The organism is Marinobacter maritimus, assembly GCF_007671675.1.
GTDB classification, from domain to species: Bacteria; Pseudomonadota; Gammaproteobacteria; order Pseudomonadales; family Oleiphilaceae; genus Marinobacter; species Marinobacter maritimus.
Window position 1 is genome coordinate 398900 of record NZ_VCGW01000003.1, and the last position, 13227, is coordinate 412126.

Sequence of the window (13227 nt, forward strand, 5' to 3'; positions counted from 1 at the left end):
GAATGTTTCGTATTTGTGACCTGTCGGTCTCCGGGTAAAAGAAAAAAACCCGACAGCACTGAATGTGCTGGCGGGGTTTTTGTCGTATCGAAAAGACGTACGATGTTTTTTAGAAGTTGTACTGCGCTGCGAACATCAGACGATTGCCATCACCCTCGTCACCGCTTACTTTCTTCACTTCGTAACGGCCATATTCTACTCCCAGCATAACGCTCTTAACGGGGGACCATTTATAGGTTAAGAAGGCGTTTGTGTTGCGCTCGTGCTTGCTGCCAACGCTTAAGCCGTCGTCCGTTGCATCGTCCCAATCCATAGTCGTCATGCCGTAGACGGCGCTGAGCGATCCTGGTCCAACCTTGATTGTTGTGCCCAGATTGGCGCTGTAACCTGTGATGGTTTCCACGTTGTTTCCGTCCAGGTACGCATCTTCACCATAGTAGTTCGTACCGGAACGCCAAAGGTAGCTGTTAGCCCCATCCGTGTAGTTGACATTACCCTGGATGCTTAAGGTGTCGGTCACCTGGAACTTGGCTGCGCCGAAGACTGCGTAGCCGAAAACCGAGTCATCGTTGGTGCCGGTGTCATACCCGACTTCCTGAAGGAGGGCAGCAGAGGAGAACTTCAGCGCTCCGGCTTTGTTTTCATAACGGGCGGTTAGCGTCGGCAAACCGCTTTTTGTGGCCTGACCAAGGATGTTGGGCTTCGGATCTTCTACGGCGAACGCAAAATTTCCGCGGATATAGCGCACCTGGGCGGTCCGGTTATAAAGGCCTGCATTGCCTGCAACGCCGTCCATTTCGAGTACGGAAGTGTTGCCAACGAAGCTGTTGTAGTTAGACCAGGTACGGCCCATTAGCCAGTTGCCGTATTGGCCATAAGCGTGACGCAGGCGGAGTTGACCACCGTTGGCGCCCCCTCTGAAATCGCCTTCCACGTTAACCATGACACCATTTGCCATTCTGGTGCGAATACCCAGGCGCGACTGCACCGCGTCGGCTCCGAAATATCCGGAAGCTTCGCTGTTTTCCGCGGCGCCCGTGTTGACTTGGCTAAAGTCGCCGGAGCGGGTGCCACTGCTTCTGCTGATGTCTTCGTTGATATCGTAAGAAGCGTTTAACCGGGCGTAGCCGTAGATATCAATCTTGGCGTCGTCAGTTTCGATCTGGATTGCGCTTGCGGCGTTCGCCAAGCCCAGAATAAGAACGCCAGAGAATAGTTGTACTGAGGAGGACAGTTTGTTCTTGGTCATCGTTGGTGCCTTTGTCAACGTTGTTTTTTTCTGTTGCCGCAGAGCGGTGGCACGTTATGACATGATTATCCACCACCCGGATCTCGCGGGCGGCAGAAACTAACAGCGTGAAATCATAAGCACAATTACCTAAATTGAATTGCGGTTATGTCGAAATGTTATAGCTGACTGATTGGGTTAGCAGCAAATGTGATGTCAGGACTCGGCAAGGCCGTAATCAGCCGGGGCGCTAATGCTGTCCAAAGCATTTTTTCCAAACAGCGGCCGCCCCTGCGAGACGCCATCCGCAACCTGAAGCGTCACCTGATCCATGATGATTTCGGCGAGCTTCAGGGTGGCGAGAGAGGGGGGCAGGTCGCGCGGTGTCGCAATGGCCAGAGATCGATGAAGCGCGGGCGTATCAATCGGAATGGCTACGACTTCTTTGCGCATCACCATTTCATAAACCGAGGCGTATGACAGCACGGTGTAGCCCAGCCCACGCTTTACAAGGTCCGCGAGCAATGGCCAAGCGTTGACTTCAATGGCCAGCTGGAGTTTCTTCTGGTGTTTCACGGCTTCTTTTTCCATGAGTTCCCGCAAGCCGTGCTTTTCTTCTGGCATAACCAGGGGCAGCTCAAGCACTTCTTCCAGGGAGATGCTTTGGCGCGTGGCGAGACCATCCTTGGGGGGAGCGATCAGGAAAAAGCGCTCTTCGATTAATGGCGTGTGTTGCACATGCTTGTGCTTCCCGTGGTTGTAGGTAACGGCAAGATCCACCCTGTGTTGTGACACCATTTGCTGCAAGGTACCGCTCATGGCGGACTTGACGGAGAGCCTGACGCGGGGGAATTTTCGGCGGAACTCGCCGATGATACTGCCGGAAAACGTGTCTGCTGCGGTGGGTAGCATCCCCAGAATAATTTGGCCGGTGACTTCACCGGAAATGGCGGCCACGGAAGCCTGGGTGCGCTCCAAATCCTGAAAAATGGTCATTGCCCTCTCGTAAAGCAATTCGCCAGCGACGGTCAGGACCACACCGCGGCCATGCCGCACAAACACTTCGGCGTTAAGGGCTTCCTCCATCAATCGGATTTGCCGGCTGAGTGCTGGCTGCGCGACGAACAATTTTTCCGAGGCGCGGCTGAAACTACCTACCTCTGCAATGGTGAGAAAGGTGTTGAGTTGGCGCAGGTCGATCTTTAATTGGAATGACATAGGACGTTCTCGCCTCAAGCGGCCTTTGGCGTTGCTGGTTGCTGTTACCGCCTGATCACAGCAGTGCGTAGGTATCCAATAATTAAATAGAACATATACAAAGTATATAATAGTGGTATTTTTTTTGCGGTGGTATCTTGCGCGATCAATTGTAGAAGCCAGCAATGGGGCGGCCGTTATGATTAGGACCGATTTGATCGCGCAAAATGAAAACGGCGAATTTTCGCTGCCGTGGTAAGGGAAGCGACTTGGTCACGTTTGCGTTCAGGTCTTGCGTATCTTGCCCTGTGTTTTGGCGCAATGGCGTTTTTTCCTGGTAGCTCTGCGGCAGTAGCGTTGCTGGCTTGCACCGTGATTTTTATGGGGTGGGGGCAGCTGCGCCCGGTCGCTCGGGTGATTGCATCGCTGATTCTGGTGGTCACTGTAATGGCTCTGTTGTTGAACCCCGGTGTCCTCGCCAGCGCGGTTCATCGTATGGCCGGAATCACCGGGCTGATCCTGGCGGTAATGTTACTTTCAGCGGTGCTCAGTACGTCGAAGGACCTGGCTGCAATTTCCCGAAGCTTGTTCGGTGGGCGTTCGGTGGCCCGTTATTTGGGTTTGAGCCTCGGTACCGGGGTATTGGCGATCCCGCTGAACTTCGGATCGGTGGGGTTGGTCGCCACCATGATCGGTAAGCAAGTACAGGATGGCGGCGATGATGCGGCCACCCGAAACGCATCGCGGGCTGTGATTCGTGGATTTGGTGCTTCGCCTATGGGGTCCCCATTATCGATAGCGGTGGCGTTGACCGTGACGTTGTTGCCGGGACTGGCTAGCTGGACGCTGTTGGTATGGAGCATGCCGTTCGCGCTGAGCTATCTGATGGTGGGGGTATGGTTCCGGGAGAAAGAGCTTGGCGCTTCGCCGTCGTTAAGTGTATCTGATGTAAGCGGTGAAGATGATTTACGCGCGTTCTGGCCGTGGATGCGATTTGTCGGGCTTGCTCTGTTTATCTCGCTGGAAGCCTATGCCCTCAATACCTGGGCGGGTCTGAAGTATTCGCAAGCGGTGACCCTGAGCTGTCTGACCGTGATCATTTTGTATCTTGTGATTCGTCGCCTGGTTGCCGGGACTGTAAATCTGCCATCCATGGCGAATGTCTCCAACGAGCTGGCGATTATGGGTGGAGCATCTTTTCTGGGTGGCGCACTGACGGTAACCGCGCTGAGTTCACTAGGCAGTGATTTTGTGTTGCCGGGCTGGGCGTACGCAGTCGCAGTCATCTGCATTCCGTGGTTGTTTTACGCGGGTGGGGCGGTTGGGATTAACCCGATTTTAACCGCAACGGTTTTCGGGGGCGTATTAGGCCCTATCTGGCCGGAGTCCTCTATTCTCGGGCTCGGTATTGCCATGGTCACGGGGTGGGGAGTCACCATTGCCGGCACCCCCTACTCGGCAAACGCCATACTGCTTGAGCGATTTACCGGCTATGACTCGCGGACGGCTTCCTACGGCTGGAACCTGTCTTATTCATGCCTTTTTCTCGGGCTTAGCAGCTCACTGTGCGCAACCGTAGTGCTGGTTTCGTCCTGATCGTTGCAGTAGCTCTTTTCAGGTATTCATTTTAACTATCTAGCTGTCGCTTTGATGGACAGCTTTTATCAACTCGCAAGAAGTGTGGAGGCCATAATGGCGCTTGATCAAGAAACTCTGAACCAATTTATCGATAGCGTGCGCCGCTATGTGCGAGATCGCCTCGTGCCTCTGGAAATGCAGGTTGCGGAAGAAGATCGTATTCCTGAAGAAGTGATTGATGAAATGAAGGAGATGGGCTTGTTCGGCTTGTCCATTCCAGAAGAGTTCGGCGGGCTGGGTCTAACCATGTCGGAAGAAGTCGCCATCATCCAGGAAATGGGATACACCTCGCCGGTATTCCGCTCCATGTTCGGCACCAACGTGGGTATTGGCTCCCAGGGCATTGTGATTGATGGCACCCCGGAGCAGAAAGCCAAGTACCTGCCCAAACTGGCCACCGGCGAGTTGATTGGTTCGTTTGCGCTCACCGAAGCTGATGCCGGCTCCGATGCAGGCTCGGTTATGACCAGTGCCCGTCGCGATGGCGATGACTACATTATTAATGGCAGTAAGCGTTTTATCACCAACGCTCCTCGTGCCGGTGTGTTCACCGTGATGGCCAGAACGGGCACTCGCGAAGAGGGTGGTCGGGGCGTGTCTGCGTTCCTGGTGGACGCCACCTTGCCGGGTATTTCTTTGGGCAAGCCCGATAAAAAGATGGGGCAGAAAGGGGCGCACACCTGCGATGTTATTTTTGAAAACGTTCGTGTTCCGGCGGATGCGTTAATCGGCGGTAAAGAAGGTCAGGGTTTTAAAACTGCTATGAAGGTGCTGGACAGGGGGCGTTTGCACATCAGCGCACTGAGCGTGGGTACCGCCAAACGGCTGATTGATGAAAGTGTTACTTACGCCACGCAGCGCAAGCAGTTTGGTACTGAGATCAGCAAGTTCCAGCTGGTACAGGCGATGCTTGCGGATAGTCAGACGGAGTACTACGCAGGTAAGTGCATGGTTGAGGCAACCGCATGTTCCTACGACGCCGGTGAGTCTGTGTTGCTGAATGCGGCCAGCTGCAAGCTGTACTGCACGGAAATGGTCGGCCGGGTTGCTGATCGCGCCGTGCAGGTTCACGGTGGAGCCGGTTATATCAGTGAATACTGCGTCGAGCGTTTTTACCGGGATGTACGGCTGTTCCGTTTGTACGAAGGCACCTCTCAGATTCAGCAGCTGGTTATCGCCAAACAGATTATCCGTAACGCCGAAAACGCGCTTTGATTGAGGAGACAGCTATGGCAGGCCCATTGTCAGGTATTCGTGTGCTTGATCTATCCCGCGTAATGGCGGGTCCCTGGTGTACCCAGATCCTGGCAGACCTGGGGGCAGAGGTGATCAAGATTGAGCGTCCGGGGTTGGGGGATGACACCCGGCACTGGGGGCCTCCCTGGTTCAAAGACGCTCAAGGTAATACCACTACACAGTCAGCCTATTACCTTTCCGCCAACCGCGGGAAGCATTCGGTGACAGTGGATATTGGCAGCGAGGAAGGGCAGGCACTGATCCGGGAATTGGCCGCAGAGTGCGACGTGCTGGTCGAGAACTTCAAAACCGGAGGGCTCGACAAAAAAGGTTTGGGTTATGCGGACCTGTCCAAGATCAATCCCGGACTGATCTACTGTTCGGTCACCGGGTTTGGTCATACAGGCCCGATGGCGGCGGATGCGGGCTACGATTATCTGATACAGGCACAGTCCGGTCTGATGAGCATTACCGGTGTCGCTGACGGCCAGCCGGGCGCGGGCCCGATGCGCGTGGGTATGGCGGTAGCCGACCTGACCACCGGTATGAATGCTGTGATTGCCATCTTGTCGGCTGTTCATCACCGCACGAACACTGGTGAGGGGCAGCATCTCGACATGGCGTTGCTGGATGTTCAGGTCAGCTGGATGGCGAATCAGGCCCAGAACTATTTCTGCAGCGGCAAGGTGCCCGGACGGACGGGGGAGTATCACCCCAATCTTGCGCCCTATCAGCCGTTCCCCACCAAAGACGGAAAGGTGATCATTGCCGTCGGAAACGACGGTCAGTTCCAGCGACTGTGCAAGGCGCTGGGGCAGCCTGAGCTGGCGGAAGATCCGCGCTTTGCGACCAACCCGCAGCGAGTCCTCCACCGGGAAGAGCTGGTGGGAAAACTGTGCGAATGCACGCGTACCAGAACCAGCCGGGAATGGATGGATTGCCTGGTCGGCGTACATGTTCCCTGTGGCCCTATTCAGAACCTTGCGGAAGTGTTTGAAGACCCTCAGGTGCTGGCCCGCAACATGAAAATAGAGCTGGAGCACCCTCAGCTGGGGAAAGTGCCGGGTATCGCCAACCCGATCAAGTTTTCCAAAACCCCGCAAGTCTATCGAAAAGCGCCACCGCTCCTAGGCGAAGATACAGATACGATTCTTCAGCGCGTGCTTGATAAGTCGCCTGAAGATATAGCGTCGTTGCGGGCCAGAGGTGTTCTCTAGTTTATCCGCAAAATTCTTTTCAGTTATCTCCATCGCCAGAAGCCGTTGCGCTAAGCACGGCTTTTGCTATTCAGTCTCACAGGAGAGCCTCACTATGTTGGTTTCTTATCGCCGAGTAGACGAAGTCGCTGTTATCACGATTAATAACCCACCGGTAAATGCCCTTTCTCATGGCGTCCGCAAAGGCGTCCTTGAAGCCATAACCACAGCCCAGGCAGACGACTCCAAAGCCGTCGTTATCCTGTGCGAAGGTCGCACGTTTATTGCCGGTGCTGACATCAGTGAATTCGGCAAACCGATCGAAGAGCCTTCCTTGCCCCAGGTTAATGCGGCGATTGAAGCCTCGGCCAAGCCAGTGATTGCGGCCATTCATGGCACTGCCTTGGGTGGAGGCTTCGAACTGGCATTGAGCTGCCATTACCGTTGTGCGCTTGACTCGGCTGCAGTCGGGCTACCCGAGGTCACCCTTGGGCTTTTACCTGGCGCAGGGGGAACCCAGCGGGTGCCTAGGCTAATTGGCGTTCAGGCGGCGCTGGATATGATCACCAGCGGACAGAAAGTTGCCGCGGAGAAAGCACTTGCGCTGGGGCTGATTGATCGCGTGATGGCTGGCCCGCTTGAGGAAGCGGCACTGGCGTACGCTCGTGAGCTGGTAGCAACGGGTGCCAAGCCACGGCGTATCAGTGATGCCTCCATTCCTGCGGAGAGCTTCGATAGTGACGCGTTTGAGGCCTATCGCAAGGTGCTTCGTAAGCGCAAGCGCGGGCAGGAAGCGCCGCAACGCATCGTAGATTGTATTGAAGCCGCCATGGAGAAGCCATTTGATGAGGGGCTGACATACGAACGCTCCCGTTTTGTCGAGTGTTCCCAGTCGGAACAATCGGCGGCGTTACGGCACATTTTCTTTGCTGAACGTCAGGCGCCGAAGGTACCGGGACTGGATAAATCCGTTGCGTCGCGTTCGATTGAACGCGTGGCGGTTATCGGTGCTGGCACCATGGGCGGCGGAATTGCCATGTCCTTTGCCAACGCAGGTATTTCAGTGACCCTTTTGGAGCTCAATCAGAAGGGGCTGGATGCAGGTCTGGCGCTAATAGGCAAGAATTACGCGACCACCGTCAGCAAAGGCAAGCTTTCGCAAGAGCAGGCATCTGCACGTCAGGCATTGATTAGCGGTACCACAGATTACGAAGCACTGACCGATGTTGATCTGGTGATCGAAGCCGTTTTTGAAAGCATGGACGTGAAGAGGCAGGTGTTTGGTCGTCTTGATGAAGTCTGCAAAGAAGGCGCGATTCTGGCGTCGAATACCTCGTATCTGGACGTCAACGAGATTGCGGCTGCGACCTCGCGCCCTCAGGACGTTGTGGGGTTACACTTCTTCAGCCCGGCGAACGTCATGCGCCTGCTTGAGGTCGTCCGTGCCGACAAGACTGCGGAAGACGTTATTGCGACAGCCATGGCTCTGGGTAAGCGCATTGGCAAGGTGCCCGTGCTGGCAGGGGTTTGTTATGGCTTCATTGGCAACCGAATGTTGCGGCAATATGCGCGTGAAGCTCAGCTTTGTATGATTGAGGGTGCAGAGCCCGAGCAAATCGATGGCGTGCTGACCGGGTTTGGCATGGCCATGGGCCCGCTGGCCGTAGGTGATCTGGCTGGTCTGGATATCGGGTACAAGGCGCGGCAGGCGCTGACGGATGAACAGAAGGGCGACCCGCGCAGCTACTGTATCGCGGACACGCTGGTTGAAATGGGACGGCTGGGGCAAAAAACAGGCGCCGGATACTACCGTTACGACCCTGAGACCCGCGCCCGCTCAGCGGATCCAGAGGTTTTGGCCGTCATTGAGGCGAAGGCGAGGCAACACGAGGTGGAACGCCGAGTGTTCAGCGATGCGGAGATTCTTGATCGCCATCTGATGGGGTTGATCAATGAAGGCTTCCGCATTCTCGAAGAAGGCATTGCCCAGCGTCCGAGTGATATCGACGTAGTTTATGTGCACGGTTATGGTTTCCCCTCGTACCGGGGCGGCCCTATGTTCTATGCCAGTCGTCGCGGCCTGAAAGCGGTGTATGAATGTATAGAGAGTCTGCACAAGAGCACCGGTGAGGCTCACTGGGCACCGGCGCCGTTGCTGACCGCACTGGTCGAGACTAACCAGACTCTGGACGACTGGATGGCCAGCAAAAGCTGAGTTGTGTACCTCGATATCAGGGGCTGGATACGGATTCCTGTCCCTGGTTTTTCCTGAGGGCTGGTGGCTTGCATAGTCGATTCGTCGCTGTCATTATCCGCTGATTCGAACAATCGTCCGATTATCGAACGGTTACAGAGGCTAATGCAGAGGGGATGAATCAGGATGAGTCACCAGGATTCGGATGGTACCGGTGCAGACAAGGAGTTCCTGTCCACGTTTGCGCGCGGGCTTGAAGTCATAAGGTCTTTCGACACAGAGACGCCTTCTATGACGCTGTCGGCAGTTGCGGAAAAAAACAACCTGTCGAGGGCGGCTGCACGTCGTTTTCTGTTAACGCTGCAAAAGTTGGGCTATGTCTCCCAGGATGACAAGAAGTTTGGTCTGACCGCCAAGGTTCTGGAGCTTGGTTATTCGTATCTGGCGTCGCTGGACTTTTCGGAAACCGTCACACCCATCATGGAAGAAGTATCCTACCAGCTGGGAGAGTCCTGTTCCGCTCTGGTGCTTGATGGTGTCGATATCGTCTACGTCGCCCGAATCCCCCGGCGAGGCCTGATTCCTCTTAACCTGCAAATCGGCGCCCGCTTGCCTGCTTATGCCACCTCTGGCGGGCGCGTTTTGATGGCGGCGTTGCAGGCTCCGGAGTTGGAAGATGTCATCGAAAAAACCCACTTCGAGCAACTGACCGCTTATACTAAAGGGCCTGATGCGCTTCGAGCGGAATTACAAAAGATTCGCTCCGATGGTTACGCCATTGTGGATCAGGAGCTGGAACTGGGTATGAGGGCTTTGGCTGTACCGGTATTGGATCGTCGCGGAACTGCCCGGTTTGCGTTGAACTCCAGCAGCCATGTCAGCTCTGTGTCGATGGAGCGTATTGCACAGGAATACGTGCCAATCATGCAGGACGCTGCACAAAAACTTACCGACATCCTGCCCTGATAGCGGATTCTGATACAACTGATGCGGTGGCCCCTGTGAGACTGGGGCCATCTACCTATCTCTTCCTCACCTTGCCTGGTTCGTGTTTGGAACCGGCTCCCTTTACGCGTTGATCTGAAAATCTTATGGATGGCATGGAGTTAGCGATTATTCGCTGTAAATCTCTTGTGGGTGGTGGTTCGGTTGCCTCTGAAAGGGCTGGTTGGGGGAAGGGAAAAACTCTTGCACCTTGTTTGTGAATATGTGAGATTACGTACCCGCGAAATATGCGAACATAAGTTCGATAAGCGAACAAGTATCTTTGCTGATTAGGATAACCACAAAAATGATGAAATTAATGAAGAGCCGTTTGAAAGGTAAGATGTTATGCACTCTGGCCGCAGTGTCGCTGTCCTTTGGCGGGTTGGTGCAGGCTGATGAATGGCCGGAGGATAATATTCGCCTGGTGGTTCCCTATTCCGCAGGTGGCACAACAGATCTGTTGTCCCGGAAGGTTGCTGACCTGTTGCAAAAAGAGCTGACCACCGTTGTTGTCGAAAACCGCCCCGGTGCCGGCTCTACAGTGGCAACTGGCCAGTTGGCACGCGGTGGGCGCGGATCAGACCATATGTTGCTGATGGCCTCTCCCGGGCACACCATTGGGGCTTCCCTTTATCCGAATCTGCGTTACGATCCGGTGGCGGACTTTGCCTTCGTACGCAACGTGATCAATATTCCCAACGTTATGGTGGTTCCGAGCGATAGCCCTTACAACACCGTCGCTGAATTTGTAGAGGCGGCCCGTGAGCAGCAACTGTCCTTCAGTTCGCCGGGTATCGGCAGTTCGATTCACATGTCAGGTGAGCTGTTCAAAAACCTGACCCAGACGAATCTGGTACACGTGCCCTTCCGTGGTTCAGGTGAAGCGCTTCCAGCCCTGCTTTCCGGCGATGTGGATGTGGCGTTCGAGAATATGCCAACGGTCTACCCCCATATTCAATCAGGCAAGCTCAAAGCTCTGGCAGTAACCACACCGACAGCGTCCGAGTTCCTTCCGGACGTACCTTCCATGCAGCAGGCAGGCAAAGGCTACGGTCTTGAAAGCTATGAAACCTCGGCCTGGTTTGGTTTGATCGCACACAAGTCCTTCCCGGAAGAAGGGATGGCTAAGCTTCAGGCGGCCCTGGATAGGGTTATGGCCGGCGAAGACTTTAAAAAGTTCCTGCCGCAGTTCGGTGCGGAAGCTGGAACGGTTGTGGGTGATGACTTCCGTCAGTTTGTTCAGAACGAGCTGCAGAAGTGGTCAGACGTTGCAGAAAAAGCAAACCTGAAGCGTTAATACAGGCTGCTTTCGGGGCGGTGCTTACTGAAAGGTGAGCCCGCCTTTTTCTTTGAGAGAGATCGGTATACAGGGCCTGATCATGGAAAAGTCTGAACTGCAATTTGTCGCGGCCAGCGAGTCCCATTATGGCAGGTGCAACCCTAACTCGGTTTTGGGATGCGCCTTTTCTATTCTGGCATTGGGCTTTTTGTTCTACGTTATCCCCTCGCACATCGAGATACCTGGGCAGATGCAGCACCCGTTGCTGTCACCGCGGTTTTTGCCCCAGCTTGCGGGTTGGTTGGTGTTGGTGCTTTCGTTGATTCTTATGGTCGATGGCCTTGTCACGCCACCAAAGCGAAGTGAAGCGGATGAATTCCGTCGAGGTGTTCCCATCATGCGGCAGGTGTTAATGGTCGCAGCCGGGGTTGTCTACGTACTGTTTTTTGAGGAACTTGGCGCCATTGGCAGCGGTTTTCTTGCCAGTGTTCTGCTGTTCCTGGCAAGCGACTTGCGCAATATCTGGGTGTATGCCCTGGCGATCATCTTTCCCGCCATCGTGACCTTGCTGTTTATTTATGTGCTCAATGTTCCACTCCCTCCCGGAACGCTTTGGGAGTCGCTCTCCCTGATCTGAACCGCGTTCCTGACTGTCAGGCACGCACGCAGATAACGACGTCTGTCTGTTATCAGGTATTACGTATTTGGGTTGCTCAAAATGGAAAATTTTTCTGAAGTTCTGACGCTCTTTTTGAGTGTTGATAATTTTCTTGCCATTGCGGCGGGTGTTCTGGTCGGTGTTGTTGTTGGTGCTATTCCTGGTCTGACGGCCACTATGGCGGTGGCACTGGCGCTGCCGTTTACCTTTTCCATGGAGCCGGTCACCGCCATTCTGCTGCTGGTTGGTATCTATAAAGGTGGGATGTATGGTGGTTCGATCACCGCCATTCTGATCCGTACCCCGGGCTCACCAGCCTCTGCCTGTACGCTGTTGGATGGTTATCCTATGGCGCAGCAGGGCAAGGCCAAGAAGGCCTTGAAAACGGCGCTGTACTCATCGGTTGTGGCGGATATGATTTCCAATATTGCCTTGATCTTTTTTGCATCCTACCTGGCAAAAATTGCACTGAATTTCGGTCCTCCCGAGTATTTCTGGCTTATCTGTTTCTCGCTGACCATCATTGTCTCCGTTTCCGGTAGCTCGGTGGTCAAAGGGTTGATTGCGGCGGGTCTCGGCATCATCGTTTCCACCATCGGCCTTGACGCGGTATACGGCACCCAGCGGCTGACCTTTGATAACTATAACCTGATGGATCGGGTTTCCTTCATTCCTCTGCTAATCGGCCTGTTTGCGATTCCCGAGGTAATTGAGTTCTATACATCCAAGGTAGCCCCGCACATCCGTACTGCGGTCAGCGGCGCATCGCTGACGTGGAAAGAATTCAAGGGTCTGTTGAAAACCATCGTCCGCGGTAGCCTTATCGGCGTTATTATTGGTGCGATCCCCGGTACTGGCGCCACCTCGGCGGCGTTCATCTCTTATAGCGAAGCCAAGCGGACCTCACCCCGCAAAGCGAACTTCGGTAAGGGTGAGATTGAAGGTGTTGCCGCAGCTGAGTCTGGTAATAACGGCGTCGCCGGCGCGACACTGATTCCGTTGCTCTCACTGGGTATTCCGGGTGATGTCATCACAGCCATCATTCTGGGCGCTTTCATGATCCATGGCCTCACACCCGGCCCGGTTCTGTTCCAGGAAAACCTGACCCTGGTTTATGCGCTGTTCTGCGGCATTATGGTCAGCTCTTTCGTACTGGTATTTGTTGGCAACGCGGCTATTCGCTACTTTTCTCTCATTGCCGACATTCCCAAAACCATTCTGTTACCCATCGTATTGATGTTCTGTATCTACGGGGCCTATGCCGTTAATAACAGCACCTTTGATATTGCCCTGATGCTGGCCTTTGGCGTTGTCGGTTTTGTCTTTAACCGGACAGGGATCGCAGCGGCACCGTTCCTGATCGGCTTTATCCTCGGGCCGATGTTTGAAGACAACCTGAGGCGTACCATGCTCATCAGTAAAGGCGATTTGTCGATTTTCTTCCGGGGACCGATTACCTGGGTGTTCGTGATGCTTACCGTTGCTTCCCTGATTTTTGCGATTCGTCGCTACTGGGTGGCACGGAAGGAAGATGCGTTGGCGTAGGTACTTTGATGTGATCTGACAGTGGAAGGGTGCGGGCGCACCCTGCGGATTGCTGACGAGCCCCGGTAT

At 54.6% G+C, this 13227-nt stretch carries 10 protein-coding genes; 8 read left to right on the forward strand and 2 right to left on the reverse strand.

Annotated elements, in window-relative coordinates:
- Nucleotides 1–109 precede the first annotated feature (109 nt).
- A complete protein-coding gene (locus FFI90_RS13970) occupies nt 110–1249 on the reverse strand; it encodes a DcaP family trimeric outer membrane transporter (RefSeq protein WP_186317990.1) in 1140 nt (379 codons plus the stop codon).
- A gap of 195 nt (nt 1250–1444) precedes the next feature.
- On the reverse strand, nt 1445–2446 hold the full coding sequence (locus tag FFI90_RS13975) for a LysR family transcriptional regulator (protein WP_144778672.1): 1002 nt from the start codon (nt 2444–2446) through the stop codon (nt 1445–1447).
- Between the two features lie 300 nt (nt 2447–2746).
- Between FFI90_RS13975 and FFI90_RS13980 the strand changes: the two genes are divergently transcribed.
- The 8 genes from FFI90_RS13980 to FFI90_RS14015 all read left to right on the forward strand — a co-directional run bounded on the left by FFI90_RS13980 (nt 2747) and on the right by FFI90_RS14015 (nt 13158).
- Complete coding sequence (locus tag FFI90_RS13980) at nt 2747–4021, forward strand: hypothetical protein (protein WP_144778673.1); 1275 nt, start codon at nt 2747–2749, stop codon at nt 4019–4021.
- A 96-nt stretch (nt 4022–4117) separates the two neighbouring features.
- A complete protein-coding gene (locus FFI90_RS13985) occupies nt 4118–5278 on the forward strand; it encodes an acyl-CoA dehydrogenase family protein (RefSeq protein WP_144778674.1) in 1161 nt (386 codons plus the stop codon).
- A 14-nt stretch (nt 5279–5292) separates the two neighbouring features.
- Nucleotides 5293–6516, forward strand: a complete 1224-nt coding sequence (locus FFI90_RS13990) for a CaiB/BaiF CoA transferase family protein (protein WP_144778675.1) — start codon at nt 5293–5295, stop codon at nt 6514–6516.
- Between the two features lie 94 nt (nt 6517–6610).
- Complete coding sequence (locus FFI90_RS13995; RefSeq protein ID WP_144778676.1) at nt 6611–8710, forward strand: 3-hydroxyacyl-CoA dehydrogenase NAD-binding domain-containing protein; 2100 nt, start codon at nt 6611–6613, stop codon at nt 8708–8710.
- A gap of 165 nt (nt 8711–8875) precedes the next feature.
- Nucleotides 8876–9655, forward strand: a complete 780-nt coding sequence (locus FFI90_RS14000) for an IclR family transcriptional regulator domain-containing protein (protein WP_144778677.1) — start codon at nt 8876–8878, stop codon at nt 9653–9655.
- 325 nt (nt 9656–9980) lie between these two features.
- Nucleotides 9981–10973, forward strand: coding sequence for a Bug family tripartite tricarboxylate transporter substrate binding protein (locus FFI90_RS14005; protein WP_144778678.1), 993 nt, complete (start codon nt 9981–9983; stop codon nt 10971–10973).
- Between the two features lie 82 nt (nt 10974–11055).
- A complete protein-coding gene (locus FFI90_RS14010; protein ID WP_144778679.1) occupies nt 11056–11592 on the forward strand; it encodes a tripartite tricarboxylate transporter TctB family protein in 537 nt (178 codons plus the stop codon).
- A gap of 81 nt (nt 11593–11673) precedes the next feature.
- Nucleotides 11674–13158 carry a tripartite tricarboxylate transporter permease gene (locus FFI90_RS14015; protein ID WP_144778680.1) on the forward strand — a complete coding sequence of 495 codons (1485 nt, stop codon included), beginning with the start codon at nt 11674–11676 and terminating at the stop codon, nt 13156–13158.
- Nucleotides 13159–13227 lie beyond the last annotated feature (69 nt).